This window comes from Streptomyces sp. NBC_00370 (assembly GCF_036084755.1).
Classification (GTDB): Bacteria; Actinomycetota; Actinomycetes; order Streptomycetales; family Streptomycetaceae; genus Streptomyces.
The window spans coordinates 6,820,831-6,847,793 of the sequence record NZ_CP107968.1 but is presented as its reverse complement, the minus strand read 5'-3'; the positions used below and the strand labels follow the sequence as shown (position 1 = coordinate 6,847,793).

At 72.8% G+C, this 26,963-nt stretch carries 26 protein-coding genes; 12 read left to right on the top strand and 14 right to left on the bottom strand.

Features of this window, described 5'->3' with window-relative positions:
- Positions 1–159: 159 nt before the first annotated feature.
- The 3 genes from OHS57_RS30600 to OHS57_RS30590 all read left to right on the top strand — a co-directional run bounded on the left by OHS57_RS30600 (position 160) and on the right by OHS57_RS30590 (position 2,531).
- The gene (locus tag OHS57_RS30600) at positions 160–651 is read left to right on the top strand and encodes an NUDIX domain-containing protein (RefSeq protein WP_041992560.1); all 492 of its coding nucleotides are present in this window, start codon (positions 160–162) and stop codon (positions 649–651) included.
- Positions 652–684: 33 nt separating this feature from the next.
- Positions 685–1,746: a DNA polymerase III subunit beta family protein gene (locus tag OHS57_RS30595; RefSeq protein WP_328583988.1), complete on the top strand. Its 1,062-nt coding sequence runs from the start codon at positions 685–687 to the stop codon at positions 1,744–1,746.
- A gap of 65 nt (positions 1,747–1,811) precedes the next feature.
- Positions 1,812–2,531 carry an SIR2 family NAD-dependent protein deacylase gene (locus OHS57_RS30590; protein ID WP_328583987.1) on the top strand — a complete coding sequence of 240 codons (720 nt, stop codon included), beginning with the start codon at positions 1,812–1,814 and terminating at the stop codon, positions 2,529–2,531.
- Positions 2,532–2,703: 172 nt separating this feature from the next.
- On the opposite strand, the gene OHS57_RS30585 is transcribed toward OHS57_RS30590, so the two are convergent.
- Both OHS57_RS30585 and OHS57_RS30580 read right to left on the bottom strand, forming a co-directional pair.
- A complete protein-coding gene (locus OHS57_RS30585; protein WP_328583986.1) occupies positions 2,704–3,210 on the bottom strand; it encodes a methylated-DNA--[protein]-cysteine S-methyltransferase in 507 nt (168 codons plus the stop codon).
- Positions 3,211–3,221: 11 nt separating this feature from the next.
- Positions 3,222–4,700: an AlkA N-terminal domain-containing protein gene (locus tag OHS57_RS30580; RefSeq protein ID WP_328583985.1), complete on the bottom strand. Its 1,479-nt coding sequence runs from the start codon at positions 4,698–4,700 to the stop codon at positions 3,222–3,224.
- 195 nt (positions 4,701–4,895) lie between these two features.
- On the opposite strand from OHS57_RS30580, the gene OHS57_RS30575 reads away from it, so the two are divergent.
- Positions 4,896–5,642 carry an SDR family oxidoreductase gene (locus OHS57_RS30575; RefSeq protein WP_328583984.1) on the top strand — a complete coding sequence of 249 codons (747 nt, stop codon included), beginning with the start codon at positions 4,896–4,898 and terminating at the stop codon, positions 5,640–5,642.
- Between the two features lie 155 nt (positions 5,643–5,797).
- On the opposite strand, the gene OHS57_RS30570 is transcribed toward OHS57_RS30575, so the two are convergent.
- Positions 5,798–6,310, bottom strand: a complete 513-nt coding sequence (locus OHS57_RS30570; protein WP_328583983.1) for an O-acetyl-ADP-ribose deacetylase — start codon at positions 6,308–6,310, stop codon at positions 5,798–5,800.
- A gap of 38 nt (positions 6,311–6,348) precedes the next feature.
- Positions 6,349–7,764 carry a phytoene desaturase family protein gene (locus OHS57_RS30565; protein ID WP_328583982.1) on the bottom strand — a complete coding sequence of 472 codons (1,416 nt, stop codon included), beginning with the start codon at positions 7,762–7,764 and terminating at the stop codon, positions 6,349–6,351.
- A gap of 122 nt (positions 7,765–7,886) precedes the next feature.
- Between OHS57_RS30565 and OHS57_RS30560 the strand changes: the two genes are divergently transcribed.
- Complete coding sequence (locus tag OHS57_RS30560; protein WP_328583981.1) at positions 7,887–8,684, top strand: nucleotidyltransferase domain-containing protein; 798 nt, start codon at positions 7,887–7,889, stop codon at positions 8,682–8,684.
- Between the two features lie 67 nt (positions 8,685–8,751).
- On the opposite strand, the gene OHS57_RS30555 is transcribed toward OHS57_RS30560, so the two are convergent.
- Together OHS57_RS30555 and OHS57_RS30550 are read right to left on the bottom strand one after the other, a co-directional pair.
- Positions 8,752–9,597 carry an inositol monophosphatase family protein gene (locus OHS57_RS30555; protein WP_041992539.1) on the bottom strand — a complete coding sequence of 282 codons (846 nt, stop codon included), beginning with the start codon at positions 9,595–9,597 and terminating at the stop codon, positions 8,752–8,754.
- Positions 9,598–9,651: 54 nt separating this feature from the next.
- Positions 9,652–11,463, bottom strand: a complete 1,812-nt coding sequence (locus OHS57_RS30550) for a gamma-glutamyltransferase family protein (RefSeq protein WP_328583980.1) — start codon at positions 11,461–11,463, stop codon at positions 9,652–9,654.
- Between the two features lie 196 nt (positions 11,464–11,659).
- Between OHS57_RS30550 and OHS57_RS30545 the strand changes: the two genes are divergently transcribed.
- The 4 genes from OHS57_RS30545 (at position 11,660) to OHS57_RS30530 (ending at position 16,853) form a co-directional block, all read left to right on the top strand.
- Positions 11,660–13,114 (top strand): hypothetical protein, encoded by a 1,455-nt coding sequence (locus tag OHS57_RS30545; protein WP_328583979.1) that lies wholly within the window; start codon positions 11,660–11,662, stop codon positions 13,112–13,114.
- 98 nt (positions 13,115–13,212) lie between these two features.
- Positions 13,213–14,451: an AAA family ATPase gene (locus tag OHS57_RS30540; RefSeq protein ID WP_328583978.1), complete on the top strand. Its 1,239-nt coding sequence runs from the start codon at positions 13,213–13,215 to the stop codon at positions 14,449–14,451.
- Complete coding sequence (locus OHS57_RS30535) at positions 14,448–15,725, top strand: vWA domain-containing protein (RefSeq protein WP_328583977.1); 1,278 nt, start codon at positions 14,448–14,450, stop codon at positions 15,723–15,725. Before OHS57_RS30540 ends, OHS57_RS30535 begins: the two co-directional genes overlap by 4 nt.
- Positions 15,726–15,875: 150 nt before the next feature.
- Complete coding sequence (locus OHS57_RS30530; RefSeq protein ID WP_328583976.1) at positions 15,876–16,853, top strand: aldo/keto reductase; 978 nt, start codon at positions 15,876–15,878, stop codon at positions 16,851–16,853.
- On the opposite strand, the gene OHS57_RS30525 is transcribed toward OHS57_RS30530, so the two are convergent.
- Complete coding sequence (locus OHS57_RS30525) at positions 16,789–17,361, bottom strand: hypothetical protein (protein ID WP_328583975.1); 573 nt, start codon at positions 17,359–17,361, stop codon at positions 16,789–16,791. The two genes, OHS57_RS30530 and OHS57_RS30525, sit on opposite strands and share 65 nt — an antisense overlap.
- A 29-nt stretch (positions 17,362–17,390) precedes the next feature.
- Positions 17,391–17,867, bottom strand: a complete 477-nt coding sequence (locus tag OHS57_RS30520; protein WP_328583974.1) for a hypothetical protein — start codon at positions 17,865–17,867, stop codon at positions 17,391–17,393.
- Between the two features lie 155 nt (positions 17,868–18,022).
- Between OHS57_RS30520 and OHS57_RS30515 the strand changes: the two genes are divergently transcribed.
- On the top strand, positions 18,023–18,304 hold the full coding sequence (locus OHS57_RS30515; protein WP_041992516.1) for a hypothetical protein: 282 nt from the start codon (positions 18,023–18,025) through the stop codon (positions 18,302–18,304).
- 147 nt (positions 18,305–18,451) lie between these two features.
- Positions 18,452–18,727: a hypothetical protein gene (locus tag OHS57_RS30510; protein WP_328583973.1), complete on the top strand. Its 276-nt coding sequence runs from the start codon at positions 18,452–18,454 to the stop codon at positions 18,725–18,727.
- An 11-nt stretch (positions 18,728–18,738) separates the two neighbouring features.
- Here OHS57_RS30510 and OHS57_RS30505 read toward each other — a convergent pair whose 3' ends face one another.
- A complete protein-coding gene (locus tag OHS57_RS30505; RefSeq protein WP_328583972.1) occupies positions 18,739–19,503 on the bottom strand; it encodes a maleylpyruvate isomerase family mycothiol-dependent enzyme in 765 nt (254 codons plus the stop codon).
- 66 nt (positions 19,504–19,569) lie between these two features.
- Here OHS57_RS30505 and OHS57_RS30500 point away from each other — a divergent pair, with 66 nt between their 5' ends.
- Positions 19,570–20,499 carry a MerR family transcriptional regulator gene (locus OHS57_RS30500; RefSeq protein ID WP_328583971.1) on the top strand — a complete coding sequence of 310 codons (930 nt, stop codon included), beginning with the start codon at positions 19,570–19,572 and terminating at the stop codon, positions 20,497–20,499.
- Positions 20,500–20,538: 39 nt separating this feature from the next.
- On the opposite strand, the gene OHS57_RS30495 is transcribed toward OHS57_RS30500, so the two are convergent.
- The 5 genes from OHS57_RS30495 to OHS57_RS30475 form a co-directional block, all read right to left on the bottom strand.
- Positions 20,539–21,540 carry a TIGR03842 family LLM class F420-dependent oxidoreductase gene (locus tag OHS57_RS30495; RefSeq protein WP_041992507.1) on the bottom strand — a complete coding sequence of 334 codons (1,002 nt, stop codon included), beginning with the start codon at positions 21,538–21,540 and terminating at the stop codon, positions 20,539–20,541.
- 143 nt (positions 21,541–21,683) lie between these two features.
- A complete protein-coding gene (gene hydA / locus OHS57_RS30490) occupies positions 21,684–23,075 on the bottom strand; it encodes a dihydropyrimidinase (RefSeq protein WP_041992504.1) in 1,392 nt (463 codons plus the stop codon).
- 47 nt (positions 23,076–23,122) lie between these two features.
- A complete protein-coding gene (locus tag OHS57_RS30485) occupies positions 23,123–24,418 on the bottom strand; it encodes an aspartate aminotransferase family protein (protein WP_328583970.1) in 1,296 nt (431 codons plus the stop codon).
- The gene (locus OHS57_RS30480; RefSeq protein WP_328583969.1) at positions 24,415–25,257 is read right to left on the bottom strand and encodes a nitrilase-related carbon-nitrogen hydrolase; all 843 of its coding nucleotides are present in this window, start codon (positions 25,255–25,257) and stop codon (positions 24,415–24,417) included. The genes OHS57_RS30485 and OHS57_RS30480 overlap by 4 nt, the downstream gene beginning before the upstream one ends.
- Positions 25,258–25,434: 177 nt before the next feature.
- The gene (locus OHS57_RS30475) at positions 25,435–26,910 is read right to left on the bottom strand and encodes a hypothetical protein (protein WP_328583968.1); all 1,476 of its coding nucleotides are present in this window, start codon (positions 26,908–26,910) and stop codon (positions 25,435–25,437) included.
- Positions 26,911–26,963: the final 53 nt, after the last annotated feature.

Here is a 26,963-nt window from a genome sequence, read left to right as displayed (position 1 = left end):
CCCTTTGCTGTCGAACAAGCAGTCGCGCCGATTTGAGCTTATCCGTACGGGTTGTGCGAGGGGTACGGCGCCCCGGGACCGCGTCGCCGCACGGCCCGGGTGTCCCGGCCGATCCACAGGTCAGACAGGGGTGGCACCGGGCGCGGTTACGATTCCGGTGTGACACTTTCGGACTACGCCACGTACATCGCCGGCCTCCCCCGGGTCCTCGCCGGCGCCGCCACTCTCTTCAGGGACAGCGAGGGACGCGTACTGATCGCAGAGCCCAACTACCGGGAGGGCTGGGTGCTGCCGGGCGGCACCATCGAGTCGGACGAGGGCGAGACGCCGCGCCAGGGTGCCAGGCGCGAGACGCTGGAGGAGATCGGCCTCGATCTGGAGCCGGGCCGGATGCTCGCCGTCGACTGGGTGGTGGGTGAGGGCCGGCCGCCGATCGTCACGTATCTGTACGACGGCGGAGTGCTGGACGCCGAGCAGCTGGCGGCGGTGAAGCTGCAGGAGGAGGAGCTGGTGTCCTGGCGCCTCGTGGACCGCGCCGAGCTGCCCACGTATCTGCTGGGCACGCTCCTGCTGCGGGTGCAGGCGGGGCTCGACGCGCTGGATTCCGGTGCCGGCACGGTGGAGCTGGAGAACGGCCGTCCGGTGAGTTGACCTTCAAGTGTGTCGAACGCCGAGAATCGCGGCATGGACGGCACCCCTGAACTGCTCAGCATCAGCGCCTTCGCGCGGCGCGTCGGTCTCGCACCGAGCGCGCTGCGCTTCTACGACGACTGCCGGGTGCTGCTGCCCGCGCATGTCGACAGATCGACCGGTTATCGCTACTACCGCCCGGACCAGGTGCCGGGCGCCCAGCTGTTGCGTGACCTGCGCGCGACGGGCCTGCCGCTGGCCGAGGTCACGGTCGTACTGGACGGGGACGGGTCGCAGGCGGCCCGCGACGTGCTGGAGCGGCACCGCACCGCCGTGCGGGAGCGGACGCTGGCCGCCGACGCGACGATCGCGGCCGTGCTGCGGTCGTTGTCGGAGGGCGCTTCGACGGTCGTACGGCTCGACGGCGCGGAACTGGCCGCGGCCGTGCGGCAGGTCGTACCGGCTGTCGGGCACGACGCGGAGCATCCGGTGCTCGGCTGTGTGCTCGTGGAGATCGACGACGGTGAGGTGAGCCTGGTGGCCACCGACCGCTACCGGCTGTCGGTGCGTACGCTGCGCCCGGCGTCGGTGGAAGGACCCCCGCGTGCGCTGCTGGTCGAGGCGGCGGACCTGATCGAGGCGGGGACGTGGGCAGCGCGCTCCGCCGAGGTGGTGGTAACGGCCGACGCCACCGGCGCCAAGCTCGGCGGAGCTGCGGGCGAGCGTGAACTGGCCCTGGGTGAGGGGGAGTTCCCGGCGTACCGGCATATCCTGCCGGCGCCCGCCGACCGCCGGGTGATCGTGGACCGGACGGCTCTGCTCGCGGTCGTCGCCAGCTTCGACGCCCCGGCGGTCGCGATCCGGTTCGGGGCGGACGAGATCGTCGTGTCCCTGCCGGACGGTTCGCAGCGGCGGGAGTTGCCCGCCGTCTGCGACGCGGGACCGCGGATCGGTTTCGACCCGGCTGTCCTGGCGCCGGCCCTGGAGTCCGGTGTCGGCCCTGATGCGCTGCTGGAGATCGCCGAAGTGACCGGTCCTGTGCTGGTGCGCTCGGCCGACCAGGGCAGTTTCACCACGCTCGTGATGCCGGTCAGCCTCGCCCTGGCGGCGGCGTGAAGGCGGATGCCGGCCGCCGGAAATGGGGCGGCGTCCGGTGAGGTGATCAAGCTACGCTCGGCGGTATGACTCTCGTCGCGATCCTCAGCGGCGCCGGGATCTCGACGGATTCCGGCATCCCCGACTACCGCGGCCCGAACGGGGTGTGGCGCCGCGATCCCGAGGCCGAGAAGCTCGTCACGTACGACGCGTACATGAGTGATCCGGAGATCCGGCGGCGCTCGTGGCGGATGCGCGGCGACAGTCCCGCGCTGCGCGCCGAGCCCAACGCCGGGCATCGCGCGGTGACGGAGCTCGAACGGTCCGGTACGGCGGTCCGGGTGATCACCCAGAACGTTGACGGGCTGCACCAGCTCGCCGGTATGCCGGAGCGCAAGGTGCTCGAACTGCACGGCACGGCGCGGTCGGTCGTGTGCACCCGGTGCCATGCGCGCTCCGCGATGCCGGACGCGCTGGACCGGGTCGCGGCGGGTGAGGACGATCCGGCGTGCCTGGTGTGCGGCGGGATCCTGAAGTCGGCGACGGTGATGTTCGGCGAGCGGCTCGATCCCGAGGTGCTGGGGCAGGCGTTGGCGATCGCCAAGGCGTGCGAGGTGTTCGTCGCGGTCGGTACGACGCTCCAGGTGCACCCCGCCGCGTCACTGGCGGGCGTCGCCGCCGACCACGGCGCGCGGCTCGTCGTGGTCAACGCCGAGCCGACGCCGTACGACGACCGCGCGGACGAGGTCGTACGCGAACCGATCGGCACCTCACTGCCCGCGCTGCTCAGGGGGTTTCACGCCTAGGGAGTGTCCGCGAAGTATCGTCGTCCGCCCTTTGGGCGGGGCTCGCGGGGGCTGGTACGTGCGATCGCAAGGCGCCGATGTGCCCTCGTAGCGGAGCTATTCGGGCAGGTCGGCAACGCCGCGAGCGTGCGTGCCGGGCATCGCGAGCCAGACGAGACTTCGCGGACACGACCTAGAACAGTGTCGCTCCGACCGGGGCCACGGTGGCTGCGCCTTCGAAGACCAGCAGTCGTTGTTTACGGTCGAGGCCACCGCCGTAGCCGATGAGGCTGCCGGTCGAGCCGATGACCCGGTGGCAGGGGACGATGATGCTGATGGGGTTCCTGCCGTTGGCGAGTCCCACCGCGCGTGACGCGGCGGGTTTGCCCAGGGCGTCGGCCAGTTGGCCGTACGACCGGGTCTCCCCGTAGGGAATCAGCTGGAGTTGTTCCCACACGCTCAGCTGGAACGGGGTGCCCGCGAGGCTGATCGGCAGGTCGAAGCGGGTCAACTCGCCGTCGAAATAGGCGGCGAGCTGGTGCTCGGTCTCCCGGAACGGGCGCGGATCGGAGTCGCCGAAGCTCTCCTCCGGCGGCCGGTGCCGGTGGTTGACCATGTAGAGGCCGCTGAGCCTGCCGTCCGTGGCGACGAGGGTCAGCGGGCCGTACGGGCTGTCGATGACGGTGTGTTGCTTGTGCACGTCGAATGTCCTTAGCCAGGAAGGTGGTTGATGGGGTGGTCGCCGGTGGCCCACAGGTACTGGACGGCGTACGCGCGCCAGGGCCGCCAGGCCGCCGCGCGTGCGGTGAGCGCCGCAGGGGTGGCCGGCAGGCCGAGGTCCTGGGCGGCGCGGCGTACGCCGAGGTCGCCGGGGAGGAAGGCGTCGGGGTCGCCGAGCGCGCGCATCGCGATCGACTCGACGGTCCAGGGCCCGAATCCGGGCAGGGCGGACAGCTCCGCCCTGGCCTGTTCCCAGTCGCTGTCGGCGCCGAGCCGCAGGGAGCCGTCGGCGAGCGCCGCGACCAGGGTGGTCAGGGTCGTCCGCCGGGAGCGCGGCATGGCCAGCGCCTCCGGATCGAGCCCGGCCAGGGTCTCGGGGGTGGGGAAGAGATGGGTGAGCCCGCCCTCCGGATCCTCGATCGGCACGCCGTGCGCCGTGACCAGCCGGGCCGCGTGTGTACGGGCCGCGGCGGTGGAGACCTGCTGGCCCAGCACGGCCCGTACGGCGAACTCGGCCGCGTCCACCGTGCGGGGCACCCGCCGTCCCGGCCCCTCGGCCACCAGCGGCGCCAGCTCGGGGTCGGACGCGAGCTGTTCGTCCACGGCGACGGGATCGGCGTCCAGGTCGAGCAGCCGGCGGCAGCTGCTGATGGCGAGGGTGAGATCGCGCGGGTCGGTGAGGAGGAGCCGGCAGGCGATGTGGTCGGCGCGCGGCGCGAGAGCGACGATGCCGTGACCGTACGGCAGGGTGAGCGTGCGGCGGTACGCCCCGTCCCGCCACTCCTCGACGCCGGGCACGGCGGTGGCGGCGAGGTGCCCGAAGAGATTGTCGGGGTTGAGGGGCGCGCGGAACGGCAGCCGCAGGCTGATCACCCCGGGCGCTGCTGGCTCGGAGCCATGCCCGTGCCGGGCGTTGCGGGCGCGCAGCTCGCTCGGTGACAGCGCGAACACCTCGCGCACGGTGTCGTTGAACGCGCGGATCGAGGCGAACCCGGCGGCGAACGCCACCTCGGCCATCGGCAGTGTGGTGGTCTCGATGAGGACCCTGGCCGTCTGCGCACGCTGCGCACGGGCCAGGGCCAGCGGTCCCGCTCCCAGTTCGGCGCTGAGCTGCCGCTCGATCTGCCGGGCCGAGTACCCGAGCCGCGCGGCGAGCCCCGGAACGCCGTCGCGGTCGACGACACCGTCCTGGATGAGCCGCACGGCCCGCGCGACGGTGTCGGCGCGCGCGTTCCACTCCGGCGACCCGGGGCTGGTGTCGGGCCGGCACCGCTTGCACGCCCGGAACCCGGCCTGCTGGCAGGCGGCGGCGCTGGGCAGGAACGTCATGTTCTCGGCTTTCGGCGGCACGACGGGACAGCTGGGCCTGCAGTAGATCCGGGTGGTCAGGACCGCGGTGAAGAACCACCCGTCGAAGCGCGCGTCCTTGGACCGGACGGCACGCACGCAACGCTCGGTGTCGGTGTGCATGACTCAAGCATCGGGCACGGCGCCGCCCCGGGCTGGCGAAAAAACGACATCAGCCTTTGGGCCCCCGCAGCGTGTCCTGTCACAGGCGGGACGGCTGCCTTGTCTCTACTTGAGCAGCACAAACACGATCGGTGCCGGAAAACGGCCCCACCGAGGGCGGCCGGAGCACCGTGAGAACTCTGGAAGGAACCCCTGATGAAGATCGTCGTAATCGGTGGAACCGGGCTCATCGGCTCGAAGGTGGTCGCCAGGCTCAACGAGCACGGCCACGAGGCGGTGCCGGCGGCGCCGAACACGGGTGTCAACACCGTCACCGGGGAGGGTCTGGCCGAGGCGCTCCAGGGAGCGTCGGTCGTCGTGGACGTCTCGAACTCCCCCTCGTTCGAGGACGACGCCGTCACGAAGTTCTTCCGCGTCTCCACGACCAACCTGCTCAAGGCGGAGGCGGACGCCGGGGTGAGGCACCACGTGGCCCTCTCCGTCGTCGGCACCGACCGCCTGCAGGAAAGCGGCTACTTCCGCGCCAAGCAGGCCCAGGAAGACATGATCAAGGCCTCCGGCCTTCCGTACTCGATCGTGCACGCGACGCAGTTCTTCGAGTTCGCGAAGAGCCTCGCCGACTCGGCGACGGAGGGCGACACGGTGACCGTCGCCCCCATCAAGATCCAGCCCATCTTCTCCGGCGACGTGGGGACCGCCGTGGCCCGCACGGCCGCCGGCGAACCCGTCAACGGCACGACGGAGGTCGCCGGTCCCGACGTCTTCGAGCTTGAGGACTTCATCCGGCAGGGCCTCGCGGTCAAGAACGACCCGCGCACGGTCGTGACGGACCCGCACAGCCTGTACTGGGGCGCCGCACTCAAGGAATCCGACCTGCTCCCCGCCCCCGGCGCACACATCGCCGAAACCCACCTCGCCGACTGGAGCGCCCAGCAGCGATAGCTCTGCGGGACCCCGGCCCTGTCACGGAAGTGGCGGGGCCGTGCCCGCGACACATCGCGGGCCGGCGACCAGGAACAGCACCACGACGCCGACAAGCGCCCCGCCCCCGTGGAGAGTGGTCCACTCAGGCAGCATCCCCGCAGGCGCGGGAGTGGTCAGTCGACGTACATGGCGAACGCCTCGTACGCCCGCTCGTCGAAGAGGACGAACCTGACCTCTTCCACCGGGAGGGTCGCCGCCTCCCTGACCGTGTGGACCGCGATGCGGGCGCCGTCTTCCATGGGCCAGCCGTAGACGCCGGTGGATACGGCCGGGAAGGCTACGGTTCTGGCGCCCTTCTCGGCCGCGATGCGCAGGGACTCGCGGTAGCAGGAGGCGAGCAGGGCTGAGCGGTCTTCGGTGGCGCTCCAGACCGGGCCGACCGTGTGGATGACCCAGTGGGCGTCGAGGCGGCCCGCCGTTGTGGCTACCGCTTGGCCGGTGGGGAGGCCGCGGCCGTAGTGGCCTGCGCGCAGGTCGCGGCAGGCGGCCAGGATTTCGGGGCCGCCTCGGCGGTGGATCGCGCCGTCCACGCCTCCGCCGCCCAGCAGGGACGAGTTCGCCGCGTTGACGATGGCGTCGGTCTGCTGCTCGGTGATGTCGCCGCGTACCAGGGTCAGGGTGGTCATCGGGTCGCTCCGTCGGGGCCTCGGTCGGGGGGGCGGGGTCAGCTTGCACGCAGTTTGCGCCAGACGGATTTCGCCGCGTTGTGGCCCGACATCCCGTGCACCCCGGGGCCCGGCGGCGTTGCCGACGAGCAGATGTAAACCGCGGGGTGCGGCGTGGAGTACGGCGAGAGGCTGAGCTTGGGGCGCAGGAGGAGTTGGAGGCCGGCGACCGAGCCGCAGGCGATGTCGCCGCCTACGTAGTTGGCGTTGCGCGCGGCGAGTTCGGGCGGGCCCGCTGTGGCGCGGGCGAGGACGCGGTCGGTGAAGCCGGGGGCGAAGCGCTCGATCTGGCGCTCGACGGCTTCCGTCAGATCGCCCTCCCAGGCGTGCGGGACATGGCCGTACGCCCAGAAGACGTGCTTGCCCTCGGGTGCGCGCGACGGGTCGACGAGGCTGGGCTGGGCGGTGATCAGGAACGGGGTGCGGGGCGGGTGGCCGCCGACGGCCTGCTTCAGGGCCGTGCCGATCTCGCCGCTGGTCGGGCCGATCTGGACGGTGCCGGCTCTGCGGGGTGCCTCCGCCGTCCAGGGCACGGGGCCGTCCAGGGCGTAGTCGATCTTGAAGACGCTCGCGCCGTAGCGGTAGCCGTCGTACACCCGGCCCAGCCGGGCGATACGCGCCAGCGCCGTCGGTGAGGTGTCGAAGATGTACGCGCGGGCCGGCGGCAGGTCGTCGAGGCGCTTGACCTCGTAGCCGGTGTGGATCGTGCCGCCCTGGTCGCGGAGGTAGCCGGCGAGGGCGTCCGAGATCGACTGGGAGCCGCCGCGCGCCATCGGCCAGCCGCCCGCGTGCGCGGCGAGGGCGAACATCAGCCCCACTCCTCCGGTGGCGATCCCGCCGAACGGCGCGATGACATGGGCGACGAGGCCGGCGAAGAGGGCCCGCGCCTTCTCGTCGCGGAAGCGGCGCATCAGCCAGCTGTAGGGCGGCAGTCCGGCCAGACCGAACCGGGCAAGGGTGACCGGGTCGCGGGGCAGTGAGATCGGCGGCAGGGACAGGAAGTCGCGGGCGAGCGCGTCCCATTTGCCGAGGAACGGCGTGACCAGGCGGCGGTACACCCCCGCGTCGTGCGCGCCGAACGACGCCGCGGTCTCGGCGGGCGAGCGGGACAGCACGGCCGATGTGCCGTCGTCGAAGGGATGCGCCATGGGCAGCTCCGGCTGCAGCCATTCCAACCCGTACTGGTCCAGGGGCATCGCCTTGAAGGCCGGGGATCCGGCGCCCAGCGGGTGGACGGCGGAACAGGGGTCGTGGCGGAAGCCCGGGAGGGTCAGCTCCTCCGTCCGCGCGCCTCCGCCCACGGTCTCCTTCGCTTCGAAGACGGCCACGGCAAAACCGCGTCTGGCCAGTTCGACCGCGGCGGTCAGCCCGTTGGGTCCCGCCCCTACGACGACTGCATCGAGCATCGACGGCACCTTCGGACTCCTTTGTCAGCCGATGGCAAGAGGGTCCAGGATATTCCCGGGCACCGACAGCCCGAGCCCGGGTACTGTCCGCGACGAGGAATTCGACGACGATTTTCGCGGCGGGCGGCACGATGGACGAGACGATCGAAGCGATGGCGGCACGGCTCGTCGGCGTACCGGGGGTGCGCGCCGTCGCGCTGGGCGGCAGCCGCGCCCGGGGTACGCAGCGGCCCGACTCCGACTGGGATCTGGGGGTCTACTACCGCGGTGGGCTGGACACGGCCGCGCTGGCCGCGCTGGCGGGTGAGATGACGGGACGTCAGGTGGAGGTCGCCGGCCCCGGCGGCTGGGGCCCGTGGGTGAACGGCGGCGCCTGGCTGACGGTGGACGGCGTCGCCGTCGACTGGATCCTGCGGGACCTCGACCGGGTGGAGCGGGTGTGGGCGGAGTGTGTCGCGGGCCGGTTCGAGGTGGGGCACCAGCCCGGCCATCCACTGGGCTTCTGGTCGCCCGCGTACGCCGGTGAGGTCGCTCTGTGCCGCGTACTGGCCGACCCTGACGGTGAGTTGACGCGGCTGCGCGCCGCGGCGCAGAGCTACCCGGACGCGCTGCGGACCGCCCTGGTCGAGGCGGCCTGGGAGGCGGACTTCTCGGTGACCAACGCGCGCAAGTCGGCTGCGGCCGGTGACGCGCTCCATGTGTCGCTGTGCCTGTCGCGGGCCTTCGGCGTCCTCGCGCAGGCGCTGCTCGCCCGGCACCGGGTCTGGTGCGTCAACGAGAAGGGCGCGCTCGCCACGGCGGCCGGACTGCCGTCGGCCCCCGCCGACTTCGCCGACCGCGTGGCGGCGGCGCTGCGCTCGCTGGACACGGAAGCGGTCGGGTCGGCGGCGCGGCTGGTGCGGGAGACGCGAGAGTCGCTGGCCAGTTGAGCGGGCGTCAGGTCGGCGCGCGTCAGGTCAGCAGGCGTCGGGTCAGCGAGCGTCAGGTCAGCGGGCGTCAGGTCAGCAGGTGCTCCCTGATCCGCCGGGCAGTCGCCTCGTCCCTGGCCGCCGTGAACGGCAGTGCGTTGCCGCCGGTGATACGGAACGGCTCGCCGGAGAGCGTCAGTTCGGCGCCGCCCGCCTCCTTCACCAGCAGCAGGCCCGCCGCGTGGTCCCAGGCGAACTCCCAGTTGAAGGCGACCGCGTCGAGCGCGCCGCGCGCCACGGCCAGATACTCCAGGCCCGCCGAACCGCAGGGGCGGGCGTCGACGCCTTCGGTGCGCAGCCCGAGCAGGGCGCGCTTCTGGGCGTCCGTCGTGTAGTCCGGGTGCGACATGGCCACCGTGAGCACCGCGCCGGGCTCGGGCGAGCCGGACCGCAGCGGTACGCCGTTCAGCCGGGCGCCCCTGCCGCGTACGGCGACGGCCATCTCGTCCAGCACCGGAGCGTACGTCCAGGAGGCCAGCACTTCGCCGCCCCAGGCGAGCGCGACGAGTGAGCAGAAACCGGGCTCGCCCCTGACGAACTGGCGGGTGCCGTCCACGGGGTCGACGATCCAGACGGGGGCTTCGCCGCGCAGTTCCTTGTAGACGGCGGGGTCCGCGTGGACGGCCTCCTCGCCGACGACGACGGAGCCGGGCAGCAGCGCGGTGAGCGCGGCGGTGAGATGCGCCTCGGCGCCCCGGTCGGCGACGGTCACCAGGTCGTGCGGACCGTTCTTCTCGACGATCTCGTGGGCGGCGAGCTGCCGGAAGCGGGGGGTGATCTCGGCGGCGGCAGCAGCGCGTACCGCCGCCTCGACGGCGGACACGCGGGGGCCGTCGCGCAGCGGCACCGTTCCGAACACAGAGTCATCGATCATGCCGTCCAGCCAATCATGGCCGGGTGCGGCGCGGACGGCCGGTCGTATGACATCTCAGCGACCGACGGCGTAACCCTGCATGCCACGGGGGTTGGCCGCCGCCGACAGGATCCCGGTGTGCGGGTCCCTGGCGACGGCGCACAGCCGCCCCTCGGACCAGGGTTCACCGACTGTGACGTCATGACCGCGGCGGCGCAGCTCCTCGATCACACCGGGGTCCATGCGCTCCTCGACGGTCACACTGCCCGGCCGCATCCCGCGCGGGTAGAAGGAGCTGGGGAAGGCGTCGTTGTGCCAGTTGGGCGCGTCGATGGCGCCTTGCAGGTCCAGGCCGCCGCGCACCCGGTCGCGCAGGACGAGCGCGAGGAAGAAGTGCAGCTGCCACTGGTCCTGCTGGTCACCGCCGGGGGTGCCGAAGGCGACAGTGGGCACGCCGTCGCGCAGCGCGAGGGAGGGGGTGAGGGTGGTGCGGGGCCTGCGCCCCGGGGTCAGCGAGTTGGGCAGGCCCTCTTCGAGCCAGGCCATCTGCAGCCGGGTGCCGAGCGGGAAGCCCAGCTCGGGCACGACGGGATTGGACTGGAGCCAGCCGCCGCTCGGGGTCGCGGAGATCATGTTGCCCCAGCGGTCCACGATGTCGAGATGGCAGGTGTCACCGCGGGTCGTGCCGTCCTTGGCGACGGTCGGCTCGCCCGCGCCTGCCGCCGTCGGCACGTCGAACTCGGCGTCACCGGCGGCGACGGCGGTCACGTGCGCGCCGAGCACCGGCTGCCGCCCGTCCGGGCTGCCGGGGCGCAGTTCGTAGGAGGCCCGCTCCCCGACGAGCGCGCGGCGCCGGGTGTTGTACGGCTCCGACAGCAGCGCTTCGAGCGGTACGTCGGCGGCGTCGCCGTACCAGGCCTCCCGGTCGGCCATGGCCAACTTGCAGCCCTCGACGAGGAGATGGACGTACTCGGCGGAGCCGTACCGGGGCAGCTCATCGGCGCGGGCGGGCAGCAGCGCCAACTGCTGCAGGAACGCCGGGCCTTGGCTCCAGCCGCCCGCCTTGCAAAGGGTCCAGCCGTCCCACGTGTAGGTGACGGGGGTCTCGTACGCCGCCGACCAGCCGGCCAGATCGGCGGCCGTCAGCGTGCCCGTATGGCGTGCGCCGCTGGTGTCCGTGGTGGGGGTCGCCGCCTGCCGCACCAACGCGTCGGCGACGAACCCCTCGCGCCAGATGGCCCGTGCGGCCTCGATCTGCGCCAACCGCCCTGCCCCGCCTGCCGCTTCCTCCGCCTCGGCGATCAGCCGGCGCCAGGTGGCGGCGAGCGCGGGATTACGGAACAGCGCGCCCGGCTCGGGTGGTTGACCGCCCGGGAGGTAGACGTCGGCCGACGACGTCCACTCCGTCTCGAAGAGTTCGCGCACCGCCCCGACGGTGTGCGCGATCTGCTCGACGGGCGCGTGGCCGTCCTCCGCGTAGCCGATGGCGTACCGCAGCACCTCGGCCGGCGTCTTCGTACCGTGGTCGCGCAGCAGCACCATCCAGGCGTCGAAGGCGCCGGGTACGGCGGCGGCCAGCGGTCCGGTGCCGGGCACCAGCCGCAGTCCCAGCGAGGTGTAGTGGGCCACGGTGGCACCCGCGGGGGCGGGGCCCTGCCCGCACAGCACCTGGACCTCGCCGCCGGCGGGCGCGAGGATGATCGGCACCTCGCCGCCGGGTCCGTTGAGATGCGGCTCGACGACATGCAGGACGAACCCGGCCGCCACGGCGGCGTCGTACGCGTTGCCGCCGTCCTCCAGGACCGCCATCGCGGACTGCGAGGCGAGCCAGTGCGTGGAGGACACCATGCCGAAGGTGCCCTGGAGCGTGGGGCGGGTCGTGAACATGTGGCTCTCACCTCGCTGTTCGCACCGACCGGTCGTTCCGGTCGCCGCCCGGGCAGACTATCGACAGGGGGCCGCCGCGCTCACCGCCCGTCGCCATAAATGGCTCGCGGCCGGCGCGAGGGGTCGGTAGTCTCGCCGCGATGACGACTCCTTCTGTGTACAGATCGGGGGTCCCGTTCGCGCAAGGTGAGTGCTGATGCTCACCTCGACCGCGAACAGGGATGCCCGCTTTTCCTTCTGGCCGCGCGTGCGCGAGTTCGCCGTGCCGGCCTCCATGATCGAGACTGCGACCGCCCGCCGGCACGCCGGTGACTGGGCGGGGGCATGTGCCGCCGCAGGCTTCGACGTCGATTTCCGTCTCCGTGACGTGGCGCGTACCCACGGCAGGCATGTGGCGGCCCGGCTGCGGGCCGATCTGCGCCAACTGGCGCCGGACCTGCTGCGCTGGCACATGCCGAGGATCGCTCCTGACGGGCTGCTGCGGCCGGGGCTGACCGTCGCGCTGGCCCGGTACGGGCCCCAGGGACAGGCCGAAGCAGCAGGGCAGGTAGGGGCTGCGGGGCGGGACGAAGCGAGCCCGGTGTATCTCGTGGCCCGTACGGCGCCGGCCTGGGCGGATTCCGGTCAGCGGATCAGTCTCGCGCTGTGGGACGGCTCGCTCCCCACCGCCGGCGACCGCCGTCATCCGCATCCACGGCCCGACCGGCGGTTCCGCTTCGACCTGCACCGGCATCTGTGGGACGCGCGCAGGACCGACGAGCTGCGTGTCCGGTCGGGGGCCGAGGGGCCGCCCGCCGACAGCGGCCTGGAACTGCCGGCGGCAATGCCTCAGGGACATCACTGCGCCGTGGATCGCTGGCCGGCCGAGGCGGCGATCCTGCTCGGTGCCGAAGGCCCGTCCACCGGGAGCGCCGATACCGGCGGCACCTTCACCGTACGGCTCGCATCCAGGCACCGGCTGGTCCTGGACCTTGTCCCGGACAGGGACAGGCACGGGGACGGCGGCGCGCCGCGACTGCGGATCGCGAACACTCCCCCGGCCGACGCGTCGGCACTGCCCGTCCTGCCCGACGCGGCGACGTGGGTGCCGCCCGACCTGGAGCTGATCCGCAGCGGTTCGATCGCGGCCCGCCAGCTGCACCCGCTCGTCGCCGCAGCGCTGCTGCCGGACCGCCCGCCGGCCGGCGGCCCGCCGCCGAGCCAGGACCGGGCGGGACAGCCGCGCCTCGTGGAGTGCCGTGGAGCTCAGCACCGGATCGGTCTGGTCGACGGGGTGCTCGTCCCACTGGACCACGACCCCGCCGAGATCCGCCGCGAGGAGCTGCTGGTCGCGCTGACCGGCACGCCGCTCCCCTGTCTGCGGGCCGTCGACGAGGCGCACCGCCGTCCCGACTGCCTCACCGGTGTGCGCGAACGGCTCGACCACGGCGACACCGCCGGTGCGCTGGCCGTGGTCGAGGGCCTGCTGGGCCGCGAGGCGGTGCTGCGGACCGGCGCGCTCCGGGACGAGCTGGAGGCAGCAGCGCGACGGCGGATCACCTACGGGCTGTACCGGTCGGGTCTGATCGGCACCAGCGCCGACAGCAGCCTGCCGGGCCCGCGTCGCCCCCGCCACCACCGCTCGCACCCGCGCCTGACGACGGCTCGCTGACCCACCGGCCGCCCGTACCCTGCCCCGCCTCGCATCGCCTCGCATCGCATCGCCCGAGCCCCATCCGGTTCCACCCGACACACACAAGGTGATCACTCATGCCCGTACCTGCCCATGACTCCCAACTCGACGTCGCCGCAGAGCTGTTGACACTGCTGCGCGACACGACCACCGAACCGCGCCCCGACGCGCAACTGGAGGCGCTCACCCTCGCCGTCGCCGCCGACCTGCCCGTACTGCTGTGGGGTGAGCCCGGCATCGGCAAGACGGCGGCGCTGACCCAGCTGGCGGCGGCCCTGGACCTGCCGCTGACCACGGTGATCGCCAGTGTGCACGAGCCGTCCGACTTCTCCGGGCTGCCCGTCGTCGGGGACGATCCCGCCGAACAGGGCGTGCCGATGGCACCGCCGGACTGGGCCGTACGGCTGGTACGGGCGGGCCGGGGGCTGCTGTTCCTCGACGAGCTGTCCACGGCGCCGCCCGCCGTGCAGGCCGCCCTGCTGCGGCTGGTGCTGGAGCGGCGGGTCGGCGCCCTGCGGCTGCCGTCGGGGGTACGGATCGTGGCAGCGGCCAACCCCCGGTCGTCGGCGGCCGACGGCTGGGAGCTGAGCCCGCCGCTGGCCAACCGTTTCGTCCATCTGCAGTGGGCGCACGACCAGGACGTGGTCGTACGCGGCCTCGGCGGGACCTGGCCCCGGGCGACGCTGCCACGGCTCGACCCCGGCCGGCTGTCCGAGTCGGTGGCCGTCGCCCGGCGCGCGGTGTGCGGGCTGCTCGCCGCCCGGCCCGCGCTCGTCCACCGGCTGCCCACCACCGAGACGCGCAGGGGCGGCCCGTGGCCGTCCCCCCGGAGCTGGGAGATGACGCTGTGTCTGATCGCTTTCGCGACGGCGGCCGACGCCTCGCGGGACGCGCTCGCCCTGCTGGTCAGGGGCACCGTCGGCGACGGTGCGGGGCTTGAGCTGATGGCCGGTCTCGACCGGATGGACCTGCCCGACCCGGAGACGCTGCTGGCCGACCCTCTGGCTGTTCCGCTCCCCGAGCGGGGCGATCTGCGCCAGGCCGTGCTCGACGGGGTGGTGGCCGCGGTCCGTAAACGCCCGGACAAGGTCCGCTGGGACGCGGCATGGACGCTCCTGGTGCGGGCGCTCGAGACGGGCGCTCCCGACCTGGTGGTCGTCCCGGCCACGACGCTCGCCACGCTGCGTCAGCCGGACTGGGAGGTGCCGGCCACGATCGAGCAGCTTGCCGGGGCGGTGTCCCTGTCGCAGCGCGCGGACCGGGCGGCGGCCCGGACGACCGCCCGCACGAAGGTCGCGGCGAAGGCCGGCCGATGAGCGCGGAGGTCGGGACGACCGCGGACGCACCGCGAACCTCGGACGACCCGGGAGGCTTGGACGTCGACAAGCTCTTCGCCGCCCGGCTGCACGCCGCACGGGTCCGGCCCTATCTGTCGACGGCGCTGTTCGCCCTGCACACGGTCGCATCGCGCGCGGTCCCGACGATGGCCGTCGACCGGCACTGGCGGTGCTACGTGTCGCCCGGTTTCGTCGACCGCACACCGGTCGAGGAACTGGCCGGTGTGTGGGTGCACGAGGTGTCGCACCTGCTCCGCGACCACCACGGACGCGGCGACAGGTTCGCGCGGACGCACGGGCTGACGGGGCCGGCGGAGCGGCTGCGGATGAACATCGCCGCGGACCTGGAGATCAACGACGACGTGTACGGCGACGGTCTCGTACGGCCCGAAGGCGCCGTGCATCCGGCGCTGTTGAGGTTGCGCTCCGGAGAGCTGATGGAGGACTACCTGCACCAGTTCCGGCTCGGGCCGCACACCGCCGAGCTGGCCTGGCTGGACTGCGGCAGCGGCGCCGACGGCCGGGAGCGGGAGTGGGAGCTGGGGCCCGACGGGGCGCACGGCCTCAGCGAACAGGAACGCGACGGGGTCCGTTTCCTGGTGGCGCGGGGCCTCACCGGCCGGCCGGGCAGCGCGCCGCGCGGGTGGAAGCGGTGGGCGGAGGAGGCGTTCCACCCGCCGCAGCCGTGGCGGGAGCTGCTGGGGGCGGCGATCCGCTCGGCGGTCTCGGGGTCCGGCGCGGGCGAGGACTACAGCTACGGCCGGCCGTCGCGGCGCTCGGCGGGGCTGCCCGGTGTGATCCTGCCGAGCCTGCGGCGCAGACCGCCCCGGGTCTCGGTGGTCGTCGACACCTCCGGTTCGGTGAGCGACACCGAACTCGGCAGTGCGCTGCTGGAGGTCACCGCGATCTCCCAGGCGGTGGGCGGCCGTCGTGATCTCGTCACCGTACTGCCGTGCGACGCTGCGGCCCACCTCGTGCATCCGCTCTGCCGTGGGGAGGGGATTCCGCTGATGGGCGGTGGCGGTACGGATCTGCGTACGGGTTTCGCCAGGGCGCTCAAGGCGCGGCCGGGCCCCGATGTGGTGGTGGTCCTGACGGACGGTCAGACGCCGTGGCCGCAGGCCCGGCCGCCGTGCCGGACGGTGGTGGGCCTGTTCCCCCGGCGGCGCGGCGATTCGTGGCGCGAGGACGATCCCGACCACCGGCCGGACTCGCCGCCCGCGTGGGCACGGGTGGTCGACATCGACGGCTAGGGAGTGTCCGCGCGACGCGGAGCGGCGCCGACACCGCTCCCGTACGCGCGCTCCACCGGCGGGCGCTCGGTACGGTGATCACGCACGGGCCCGCGCGCACCGCCCGTACCGCGTACCTCTCCCGCCGCCCATGAACGAGGAGCCGTCCCCATGGCCACACAGCCGCCGTCACTCGACTCCGCCCAGCACCAGATCGGCCTGGGCCTGGCCGCGCTCGGGCGGCCCGGGTACATCACGTCCGGCAGGGAGCATGACCTGCCGACGGGGCGGGGGGTGGACGCGATGCGACGGCGTACGCACAAGGTGCTCGACCACGCGTACGAGCGCGGGGTGCGGTACTTCGACGCGGCGCGCTCGTACGGGCGGGCCGAGGAGTTCCTGGCCGAGTGGCTGAACGACGGCTCGGAGCGGCCGGGGGTGGTCGTCGGCAGCAAGTGGGGTTACACGTACACGGCGGACTGGCAGATCGAGGCCGAGCAGCAGGAGGTCAAGGACCACAGCTCGGCCACCTACAGCAGGCAGCTCGCCGAGTCACGGATACTGCTGGGCTCCCGGCTGAACCTCTACCAGGTGCACTCCGTCACGACCGACAGCCCCGCCCTCACCGATGTCAGCCTGCACAAGCGGCTCGCCGCGCTTGCCGCCGAGGGGGTCACGGTCGGGATCACGACCAGCGGTCCCGACCAGGCCGACACCATCCGGGCGGCGCTCGACGTCAGTGTCGGCGGCGCCCCGCTGTTCCGCAGTGTGCAGGCCACCTGGAACCTGCTCGAACCGTCGGCGGGACCCGCCCTGGCCGAGGCGCACGGCTCCGGCTGCATGGTCATCATCAAGGAGGCCCTGGCCAACGGCAGGCTCGTCCGCCCCGACGCGCGCCTCGACCCGCTGCTCGGCCCGGTCGCCGAGGCGACGGAGACCTCGTACGACGCGGTGGCGCTGGCGGCGGCGCTCCAGCAGCCGTGGTCCGACGTCGTCCTCGCGGGCGCCGTGACCACGGGCCAGCTCGACTCGAACCTGCGCGCCCCGGCGATCACTCTCGGGCCTGACCGGCTCGGTCCGCTGGTCACGGACCTGGCGGAGCCTCCGGCGGCGTACTGGACCCACCGCTCCCGGCTCCCCTGGAACTGACGGCCCGGGGGTCTTTCGCGGGGAACGGCACGGCAGGGTGCCGGTGTCCGCGTACGGCTGCCCACAGGACGGACACCACCAGGACCGCGATCCCGAGCGCCGCCAGACCGGCCAGCACCTCGTTCAGTGTGCCGTCGGTCAGCCGGGCCCGGTCCGGTTGACCGCCGTCCAGTACGCCTCTGCTGATGAGGACGGCCGCGGAGAGGCCGGCGGTGTCGGCGCCCAGGAGGACGGGGAGGATCCATGCCTGGCCCACCCGCAGCCACAGGACCGTGGCCGCGCCGAGCAGCAGGCTCACGACGGTCGTCGGCAGCGAGGCCGTCGCCCCGTCGATGTCGAACTGCGCGTCCAGCCAGGCCGCGGCGGCCAGAGCCACCAGGGCGAGCAGGAGTGTGCCGGCGCAGCGCCAGAGCGTGCCGAAGAGGGTTCGTGGCGCGGGAAGTTGGCCTGAGGGCGGGTCAGTGGGCAGATCGGTGGGCGGGTCGGTGGGCGGATCGGTGGGAGCCATGGCGGTCATGATGCCGTTCGCGCCCCGGCTCAGGCGCGCTTCAGGCTGTCGATCATGCCGCCCCAGGCCGGTCCTTCCCAGTTGATGACGACGGCCGAGCCGTCGGGCTTCTGCTCCAGGGTGCCGCTTGTGCGCTCCGGGTCCGGCTTCTGGCAGGCCAGGGTGAGCACCGGCTTCTTCGTACCGGCCCCCGTTATCGTGCCGGGACAGGCGAGCTTGCCCGTGGTGGTGACCTTGGTGCCGGTGACCGTCAGGGTGGCGATGGGGCTGTCGTCGTTGATGGGCCGCCAGGTGCCGTCCAGGCCCTTGCCCGCCGGACTGTCCGCCGCACCGGCGGCCGGGCTGTCCGACGGCGTCGCGGGCGCCTCGGCCGCCGGTGTCCTGGACGGTCCGGCCGTGGCCTTCGCCGAGCCCCCCGAGGCGTCCGACGAGGAACCGCCGCCACAACCGGCCAGCAGAACGGCGGTTGACGACATCAGGGCAGCGGCGAGCAGAGCTTTACGCATGGAGCGAGGTTCCTCCCGTGACCGGTGCGCGCACCGGCGTGTACATGGTCAGCAGCTATCTCAGCACACGGCGGGTGGCGGCGGTCCGCCGCCTGCGGTACGCGGATGGCCCACGCCCGCGTGCGTGACCCGGCGGCGCGTCCCAGGGTGGGGGCATGAGCACTCGCCACCAGTCCCAGCGGACGACCGATCTCGACACCCGACTCCTGACGACCGGAGCGGTACTCACCGCGACCGGCGCCGCGCTCGCCTGCGCGGGGCTGGCACTCGCCGGCTTCGCCATGCTGACTGCGGGACGCAAGGCGCTCCACCGGATGGACGTGAGCCCGTCCGAGCAGGCGGCGGTCAAGTGGCGCCAGGCCCGCGAGGCGTCCCGTGCGGGTGTGCAGGCGTGGCAGTCGGCGAGCGACGGCGGCGGCCGGGTCACCCAGTTCTGATCACGCGGAACCGGCGGCCGTGACACGCGGCGCCGTGACACGCGGCGCCGTGACACGCGGCGACGCGCCCGGCGCACTGCTCCACCGAGGCGCCGGGCGCGATCACATCACCTGCGGACGAGCATCCCTGACCCTACGGTCCCCGGCATGAGCGACTCCCCCGGCGCACCGCCCCCGCACGTGCTCGCCGCCTTCGGCGCCGCCTCCGGGACACCGCCCCGGCTGCTGCCGGGCGGCCAGGGACAGACCTGGCGCTCCGGGGGACTCGTCCTCAAGCCGGTGGCACTGGAAGCCGAGACGCACTGGCGGGCCGAGACGCCGGCGGCGCTGGCGCCACGCACAGCTCGCTGGACGCGGCAGAACGGGCGCGGTACGCGCCGGCGGCTGAGGCCGTGCTCGCAGGCGCGGGGTAGCCAGATGTGACGGTGCGTCAGTCACAAGGCCGTGCGGGCGAGCCAGTGTTCCAGCAGGGTGCTGTCGCCGGTGACCTTCAGAGCCTGGTCGTCGGCCGGCAGCCGCCGGGCGAACATCAGCAGCAGGTCCCGCACGGGCGCGCTCACCTCCACATCGGCGTCGGCCGTGGCACGGTCCCAGGCCACTCCGTCCGGTGTGCGGGTGATCAGCCACCCCGGCAGCGACGCTTCCGCCGGCCGCAGTCGCAGCGTCTCACCCTGCCCGCGCAGTCCGGCCAGGGCTGGTTTGACGAGGTCACTGCCCGGCGTCGACATCAGCTCCAGGCCCTCACAGATCGCCCCCGCCGCGAGGTCGGGCGGCAGGGTGAAGGCGGAGCCCGAGACGAGCGCGGCGTCGGCCCGGTGCACACAGGTGTCGTACAGCATCCGGCGCAGCCAGAAGACCGCGGGCCGCTCCCCCACGAAGGTCCACACCTCGGCTTCGGGGCCGGCCTCCCTGACGGCGTCGCCGAGTTCGGCCGCGCCGGCCGCCAGCCACCCCGCCCACTCCTGCGGCGCGCCCGGCTCCGCCTCGCGCGGGTCGGGCACAGCGGTGGGCCGGCCGCCGCGCACGATCCCCGCTGCCCATCGGTGGCCCTGGCCGATGTGCCCGACCAGGTCCCGTACGCGCCACTCCGGGCAGGTCGGTACCCGCGCGCCCGGGTCGGCGCCCTCGATCGTCTCGGCGAACGCGCCTGTCTGCTCACGCAGTTGTACGGCGAGCCGTGCCACGTCCGGTGTCCCCATGATGTTTCCTTCCGCTGGGTGGATCCGTACGGTAAAAGACGCACCCGAGTGGAGGTTCCAGTCATCGTGACCGAGGTCACAGCACATGAAGCGGGGCTCGGGATCGGCGAGTTGGCGCGGCTCGCCGGTGTCCCCGTCCGTACCGTGCGCTTCTACTGCGACGAGGGCATCCTGGAGTCCCGGCGCAGCGCGGGCGGACATCGCAGGTTCGATCCGGCGGCGGTCGACCGGCTGCGGCTCGTACGCCGGCTGCGCACCCTGGGTCTCGGTCTGCCCGCCATCTCGGGCGTGCTCGCCGGCCGGCTCTCGGTCGGGGAGGCGGTGGCCGCCGAACGGGCCGCTGTCGATGCCGAGTTGACCTCGCTCGCCTGGCGCAGTGCCTCGCTGCGCGCCATCGAGGAGGCGGGTCCCGCCGAGCGGGCCGCCCGGCTCGAACTGCTCGCCGCCGTGGCGGGCGGACGCGCGGCGTACGACGTCCTGGTCGCCTTCTGGCGCCGTACGTTCGGCTCACCGCTGCCGGACGCGATGCTCAGCATGTTCCTCTCCGTGGCCGTGCCGGAACCGCCGGCCGAGCCGACGCCGGACCAGGTGGTGGCGTACGCGGAGATGGTCACCCTGGTCGCGGACCGGACCCTGGTCCGGCGGTACGTGACGCGCGCGCGGGCCGACCGGGACACGGTCCGCGACGAGAGCGCGCTGCTGGCAGGCGTCGGCGCGGCGTGCGAGCTGGCCCGCCCCCTGCTGCTGGCCGGGCGGCGGCCTGCGCCGGGCCACGCGCTCGACCGCTTCGTGGCGGCCCACGCCGACGTGCGCGGGGCCGAGGACACCCCGGCGTACCGGAGCGAACTGCTCGCGGCAACCGCCGTGGACCGCGATCCGCGGGTGCGCCGCTACTGGGGTCTGCTCGGCCGGGTGACGGGCGAGCCCGTCACGGTCGGCGCGATGCACGGCTGGCTGATCGACGCCCTCGACCGCTCGGTCACGGACCGCCGTTGAGCGCCCGGCGAGCGAGGGGCAGGTAAGAAGGCGGTGCGCTCAGTCCTGGAGCGCCGGGATGATCTGCGCGCCGTACGCGTCGATCGTCGCCTCCTTGGCGTCGTGCATGTCGTAGACGGCGAACTGGTCGACGCCCAGGGCCCGTAGCGTCTTCAGCTTCTCGATGTGCGCCTCGACCGGGCCGAGCAGACAGAACCGGTCGACGATCTCGTCGGGCACGAAGTCCGTCGACGGGTTGCCCGTACGGCCGTGGTGACTGTAGTCGTACCCCTCGCGCTGCTTGATGTAGTCGGTCAGCGCCTCGGGGACGAGCCCCGAGTGCTCCCCGTAGCGGTTCACCAGCTCGGCGACGTGGTTGCCGACCATGCCGCCGAACCACCGGCACTGCTCGCGTGCGTACGGCAGGTCGTCGCTCACATAGGCGGGGGCGGCGACGCAGATGGTGACGGAGTCCGGGTCACGTCCCGCGTCGGACGCGGCCGTACGGACCGCCTTGACCATCCATTCGGTGAGGAACGGGTCGGCGAGCTGGAGGATGAAGCCGTCGGCCTTCTGCCCGGCGAGCGCGAGCGCCTTCGGCCCGTACGCGCCCATCCACACCGGCAGTTTGCTGTCCTTCACCCACGGCAGCCGCAGCGTCTGCCCGTCGACCTCGGCCTCACGGCCCTCGGCCAGGTCCCGGATGACGCCGATGGCCTCGCCGAGCCGCGCCAGCGAGTTGGGCTGCCGCCCCGCGACCCGCATCGCCGAGTCGCCCCGGCCGATGCCGCACACCGTGCGGTTGCCGTACATCTCGTTGAGCGTGGCGAAGGCGGAGGCCGTCACCTCCCACGTTCTGGTGCCCGGGTTGGTGACCATGGGGCCCACCGTGAGCTTGGTGGTGTGCTCCAGGATGCGGCTGTAGATGACGAAAGGCTCCTGCCACAGCACGGCCGAGTCGAAGGTCCAGCCGTAACGAAAGCCGTTCCGCTCGGCGCGCCGCATGAGCCCGACGACCCCCGAGGCCGGCGGGTCGGTCTGCAGGACGAGTCCGAAGTCCATGTGCGTGGCCCCTAGCTGAGTGATGTACAGGTGGGAGATGGGTACCGGCGGGAGGGGGACGTACTGTGACGGATCCTTCCATACAGGGCACCACCGGAGCCGGTGAAACGACACCGGAGTCGGCGAAACCCGGTGCGCGCCGGTCAGTTCGTGAACTGGCAGATACCGCGCGGCAGATACGCCCCGTGGCCCGCGTGGCCCACGTACTTCCGGCCGTCGATCACCGGGACGCCCCGGGACAGCACGGTCTCCACCTGTCCGGTCACCCGCTTGCCCTCGTACGCGGAGTAGTCGACGTTCATGTGATGGGTCTGCGCGGACATGATCTGCTCGGCGTGCGGGTCGTAGATGACGATGTCGGCGTCGGCGCCCGGCGCGATCGTGCCCTTCCTCGGGTACAGCCCGAACATCCGGGCCGGCGCGGCGCAGGCGATGTCGATCCAGCGGCGGCGGCTGATGTGCCCGTCGACCACGGCCTGGTGGAGCAGGTCCATCCGGTTCTCCACCCCCGGCATCCCGTTCGGGATCTTGGAGAAGTCGTCCTTGCCCATGTCCTTCTGGCCCTTGAAGCAGAAGGGACAGTGGTCGGTGGAGACCACCTGGAGATCGTTGGTGCGCAGCCCGCGCCACAGGGCCTCCTGGTGGTCCTTCGGGCGCAGCGGGGTGGAGCAGACGTATTTCGCCCCCTCGAAGTCCGGCTCGGCGAGGTTGTCCGTCGACAGGAAGAGGTACTGCGGGCAGGTCTCCCCGAAGACCGGCAGCCCCTCGTCCCTGGCCCGCGCCAGTTCGGCGACGGCCTCGCGCGCCGACACGTGCACCACGTAGACGGGCGCGCCGGCCACCTGGGCGAGCTTGATCACCCGGTGCGTCGCCTCGGCTTCGAGCAGCGCCTTCCTGACCTCGCCGTGGTAGCGCGGGTCGCGCTCGCCGCGCGCCAGTGCCTGCTCGACCAGGACGTCGATCGCCAGACCGTTCTCCGCGTGCGTCATCACCAGACCGCCGTTCGACCCGGCGCGCTGCATGGCGCGCAGGATCTGGCCGTCGTCGGAGAGGAAGACCCCCGGGTAGGCGGTGAACAGCTTGAACGAGCTGACGCCCAGCTCGACCAGCCGGTCCATCTCCTTCAGCGACGACTCGTTCACGTCCGACATGATCATGTGGAAGGAGTAGTCGATCGCGCAGTTGCCGTCCGCCTTCTCGTGCCAGGCGTCGAGCCCTTCCCTGAGCGAGCCGCCCTTGTTCTGGATGGCGAAGTCGATGATGGTCGTCGTGCCGCCCCAGGCGGCGGCCCTGGTGCCCGTCTCGAACGTGTCGGACGCCAGGGTGCCGCCGAAGGGCATCTCCATGTGCGTATGGCCGTCGACCCCGCCCGGGATCACGTACTTGCCCGTCGCGTCGATCTCCTGGTCGGCGGTCCAGCCGTGGCTGCCGTGCGTGGCCAGGGCGACGACCCGGCCGCCGTCGACGAGCACGTCGGCCTCGATCTCGTCGGAAGCGGTGATGACCAGACCGCCGGTGATCAGAGTGCGTGACATGGCTCGTCTCCATTCGCGTCGGGGTGCGTGCTCACGGTCGGTACGGCTCAGGCGGTGCGCAGCGCGCGGTCGAGGATCGAGGCGCCTTCCTCGGCCTCCGCGACGGTCAGCGACATCGGCGGCGCGATGCGCAGCACGCTGGTGTTGTGGCCGCCGCCCTTGCCGATCAGCAGCCCGCCCTCGCGCGCGGCTTCGAGGACCGCCGCCGCCCGTTCGGGGGACGCTTCGCCGGTGCCCGGCTTGACCAGCTCGATGCCGATCATCAGACCGCGGCCGCGCACTTCCCGTACGGAGTCGACGCAGGCGCCGACGGCCCGCAGCCGTTCGATCAGCAGTCCGCCGACCCGGCGCGCGTTGCTCTGCAGGTCGTGCTCCAGCAGGTACGAGAGGTTGGCGAGACCCGCGGCCATGGTGACGGGGCTGCCGCCGAAGGTGGAGATCGAGTTGGCGTCGAGGGTGTTCATGATCTCGGCGCTCGCGACGACACCGCCGATGGACATGCCGTTCCCGATGCCCTTGGCGAAGGTGACGATGTCCGGCGGGCCGTTCTCGGCGTGCGCCTGCCAGCCCCAGAAGTGGTCGCCCGTGCGGCCCCAGCCGGTCTGCACCTCGTCACTGATCCACAGGATGCCGTGCCTGTTGAGCACTTCGCGGAACGCGGCGAACAGCCCGTCGGGCGGTCCTGTGAAGCCGCCGACGCCCTGGATCGGCTCGGCGATCAGCGCGGCTGGTGCGCGGCTGTGGCCGAGCAGGTCCTCCAGGTCGGCGACGCACGCCTCGATGAAGCGGTCGTCGGTCAGCTGCGCGTACGGACCGCGGTTGCGGACGCCGCCGTGCACGTACAGCGTCTGGAGCGGGGAGAGCGTGGTCGGCGACCAGCCTCGGTTGCCGGTGATGGAGACGGTGGAGAAGGACCGGCCGTGGTAGCTGTTGCGCATCGCGAGGATCTGGTTGGAGCCCCGGTGCGCGGTGGCCAGCAGCAGCGCGGTGTCGTTGGCCTCGGTGCCCGACGTGGTGAAGAAGACCCGGGCGTCGGGGATGCCGGACAGGGCGGCGATCCGCTCGGCCAGCTCGACCATGGGGCGGTTGAGGTAGAGCGTCGAGGAGTGGATGATCCGCGCCGCCTGCTCGCTCACCGCCTTGGTGACCTCGGGCAGCGCGTGGGCGGTCATGGTGGTGAGGATGCCGCCGAAGAAGTCGAGGTAGCGGTTGCCGCCCGTGTCCCAGACATGGCGGCCCTCGCCGTGGCTGATCTCGATGGGCTGCTCGTAGTAGAGCGCCAGCCAGTCGGGGAGGACGGCGCGGTGCCGGTCGTACAGCGAGGGGGCGCCCGGATGCGTCACGACTCGATCAGCCCCTCGTAGGCGTCGGGCCTGCGGTCCCGGTAGAACTGCCACTGCTGGCGGACCTCCTCGAAGACGGCGAAGTCGAGATCGCGGACGAGCAGTTCCTCCGCCTTGTCGCTCGCGGGCTCGCCGACGAACTGGCCGCGCGGGTCGACGAAGTAGCTCGTGCCGTAGAAGTCGTTGTCGCCGTACTCCTCGACACCGACCCGGTTGATCGCCGCGATGAAGTACTCGTTGGCGACGGCGGCGGCCGGCTGCTCCAGCTGCCAGAGGTACGAGGACAGCCCGCGCGAGGTGGCCGACGGGTTGTAGACGATCTCGGCGCCGTTCAGGCCGAGCTGGCGCCAGCCCTCGGGGAAGTGCCGGTCGTAGCAGATGTACACACCGACGCGGCCGACGGCCGTGTCGAAGACGGGCCAGCCCGCGTTGCCCGGTTTGAAGTAGTACTTCTCCCAGAACCCCTTGAGCTGCGGGATGTGGTGCTTGCGGTACTTGCCGAGGTACGAGCCGTCGGCGTCGATGACGGCCGCGGTGTTGTAGTAGATGCCGGCCTGCTCGATCTCGAAGACCGGGACGACGATCACCATGCCGGTCTCGCGGGCGAGTTCCTTCATCCTGGTGACCGTGGGCCCGTCGGGGACGGACTCGGCCCACCGGTAGTGCTCGGCTTCCTGTACCTGGCAGAAGTACGGGGCGTTGAACACCTCCTGGAACCCGATGATCCCGGCGCCCTGCCGGGCCGCTTCCCGGGCGTGCTCCTCATGCTTGGCGATCATGGATTCGGTGTCACCTGTCCAGGTCGCCTGGACGAGTGCGGCACGTACGACTCGGGCCACGAGGTGCTCCTTCGGCCTGGGGCACGGACAACTCTACGCACGTAGATTCACTGCGTAGGAAGAGAACGTAAGCCTCCTCCCAGGCGGGGGCAAGACCATCGCCGTGAACCAGCGGAGTCGATCATGTTTCATACCCGAGCGGTCGACATGGGGCAGCTTCGGACACGCGACGTCGGATCAGACGCCGGCGATCCCGGCGACCCGCAGGGCGTGCACGACGTCCCGCTCCCGCGCGTCGGACACGGCGTGCGCCGCGTGGAGCAGTTGCGGTACGAGCCGGTGCGGGTCCCCCGCCGCGACGAGCACGGCGTCCTCGGGCGCCCGGGACTGGACGAACGCGCTGAGCAGCGCCTGCGCCTCGGGCTCGCGGCCCGCGTCGCCGAGGGCGACGACGGCGTCGGCGATCTCGTCGGCGGGGCGGGCGGCGCCCTGGCGCAGCAGCAGCGCGCAGTCGCTGTCGCGCCCGTACAGGGCGAGCGCGCCGGCCACGGCGGCGAGCCGCGCGGGCGGCAGCGAGGCTGCCTCCCAGAGCAACTCGGCCCAGTCGGCGGCGAGTCCGGCGCGGTGCAGTTCGGCGGCGAGCAGCGGCAGCCGGCCCGCCGGCATGTCGGCGGCCTCGCACAGCACGACATGCGCCTCGCCGGTGCGCCCTTCGGCCCGTAGCCGGGTGAGTGCGGCGACGGAGGCGGCGACGGCCGTACGGTCCTCGTCGGAGTGGACGGGCGCCGCGCTTCTGGCGGGTCCGGTCGGCGCGCCGCCGAACCGGGCGCCCCTGGGTGCTGCCCCCTGCTGCGCCGCTCCGGGCAGCGGCATGGCGGGCGCGGGTACGGCCTCGTCGACGGTGTCGGGCTCGGGCTCGATCCCGGCGAACCGGGCGCCGCGCGGCTTGCGTTTGGCGGCGGGGCGCTTGGCCGCAGGTGCCGCGGGCGCGGGCCGGGCCGGCTCGGCGCGGGCGGGCTCGGGTGCGGGCCGGGCGGGCTCGGGTGCGGACCGGTCCTGTGCTTCCGCGCGGCTGTCGGCCGCCGCCCACCGGGGGCCCTGCCGCTCCGGCGCCTCGGTGCCCGCACCGCTCCCCCGGCTGCTGGGCTCCTCGCCGCGGAACCAGCCCTCGGGCGCCGGCGGCCGACGCTCCGCGGCGGTCCGGCCGGGGGTCGTCAACGCCGCTGTCCTGACGCGGAGTTCGGCGCAGCGGGCCGAGGCGCGTGCGTGGTCGTCGCGGGCCCAGGCCAGCTCGTGGGTGAGTCGTTCCGCCTCGGCGGAGGCCGGCCGCGCGGTGCGCAGCGCCCGGGTCAGCTCCTCGGCCCTGGCGCCCGCGCTCGCCTGCTCGTGCAGCATCAGACGCAGCCGCTCGGCCAGTGCGGCGCTTCCGCCGGGCCGCCGGTCGTGGGTGGCCGCTGCCACCGCGTGCAACCGCCGGGCGCGTACCGTCTCCCCCACCGCGTCGGCGTCGCGGACCGCCGCGTAGTCCTGGAGCAGCGAGTCGACCACGTCCCAGGGCGGCACCTCGGCGCCGTCGAGGCAGGCGCGCATCCCGCTCGGGTCGCGCTGCACGAAGACCCCGTACCAGCCGCCGCCCGGGTCGAGCAGCGCCGTCAGGTCTCGTAGGTATCGCGCGAACGCCCCGATCTCCGCCGGGAGTTGATGCACCGCCATCGCTGTCCCGCCCCCGCCCTTCCGGTAGTCCCCGGCATTCGACCGCAGCCGTG

Excerpts from the sequence above, each read along its gene's own strand:
- OHS57_RS30515 (WP_041992516.1), top strand. The coding sequence starts at position 18,023 with ATGAGCACTCGCCACCAGTCCCAGCGGACGACCGATCTCGACACCCGA.
- hydA (WP_041992504.1), bottom strand. The coding sequence starts at position 23,075 with ATGTCACGCACTCTGATCACCGGCGGTCTGGTCATCACCGCTTCCGAC.
- OHS57_RS30580 (WP_328583985.1), bottom strand. The coding sequence starts at position 4,700 with ATGCACACCGACACCGAGCGTTGCGTGCGTGCCGTCCGGTCCAAGGAC.
- OHS57_RS30545 (WP_328583979.1), top strand. The coding sequence starts at position 11,660 with ATGCTCACCTCGACCGCGAACAGGGATGCCCGCTTTTCCTTCTGGCCG.
- OHS57_RS30590 (WP_328583987.1), top strand. The coding sequence starts at position 1,812 with ATGACTCTCGTCGCGATCCTCAGCGGCGCCGGGATCTCGACGGATTCC.
- OHS57_RS30550 (WP_328583980.1), bottom strand. The coding sequence starts at position 11,463 with ATGTTCACGACCCGCCCCACGCTCCAGGGCACCTTCGGCATGGTGTCC.
- OHS57_RS30525 (WP_328583975.1), bottom strand. The coding sequence starts at position 17,361 with ATGGCTCCCACCGATCCGCCCACCGACCCGCCCACCGATCTGCCCACT.
- OHS57_RS30570 (WP_328583983.1), bottom strand. The coding sequence starts at position 6,310 with ATGACCACCCTGACCCTGGTACGCGGCGACATCACCGAGCAGCAGACC.
- OHS57_RS30555 (WP_041992539.1), bottom strand. The coding sequence starts at position 9,597 with ATGATCGATGACTCTGTGTTCGGAACGGTGCCGCTGCGCGACGGCCCC.
- OHS57_RS30560 (WP_328583981.1), top strand. The coding sequence starts at position 7,887 with ATGGACGAGACGATCGAAGCGATGGCGGCACGGCTCGTCGGCGTACCG.
- OHS57_RS30510 (WP_328583973.1), top strand. The coding sequence starts at position 18,452 with ATGAGCGACTCCCCCGGCGCACCGCCCCCGCACGTGCTCGCCGCCTTC.
- OHS57_RS30505 (WP_328583972.1), bottom strand. The coding sequence starts at position 19,503 with ATGGGGACACCGGACGTGGCACGGCTCGCCGTACAACTGCGTGAGCAG.
- OHS57_RS30520 (WP_328583974.1), bottom strand. The coding sequence starts at position 17,867 with ATGCGTAAAGCTCTGCTCGCCGCTGCCCTGATGTCGTCAACCGCCGTT.
- OHS57_RS30475 (WP_328583968.1), bottom strand. The coding sequence starts at position 26,910 with ATGGCGGTGCATCAACTCCCGGCGGAGATCGGGGCGTTCGCGCGATAC.
- OHS57_RS30495 (WP_041992507.1), bottom strand. The coding sequence starts at position 21,540 with ATGGACTTCGGACTCGTCCTGCAGACCGACCCGCCGGCCTCGGGGGTC.
- OHS57_RS30575 (WP_328583984.1), top strand. The coding sequence starts at position 4,896 with ATGAAGATCGTCGTAATCGGTGGAACCGGGCTCATCGGCTCGAAGGTG.
- OHS57_RS30530 (WP_328583976.1), top strand. The coding sequence starts at position 15,876 with ATGGCCACACAGCCGCCGTCACTCGACTCCGCCCAGCACCAGATCGGC.
- OHS57_RS30540 (WP_328583978.1), top strand. The coding sequence starts at position 13,213 with ATGCCCGTACCTGCCCATGACTCCCAACTCGACGTCGCCGCAGAGCTG.
- OHS57_RS30535 (WP_328583977.1), top strand. The coding sequence starts at position 14,448 with ATGAGCGCGGAGGTCGGGACGACCGCGGACGCACCGCGAACCTCGGAC.
- OHS57_RS30595 (WP_328583988.1), top strand. The coding sequence starts at position 685 with ATGGACGGCACCCCTGAACTGCTCAGCATCAGCGCCTTCGCGCGGCGC.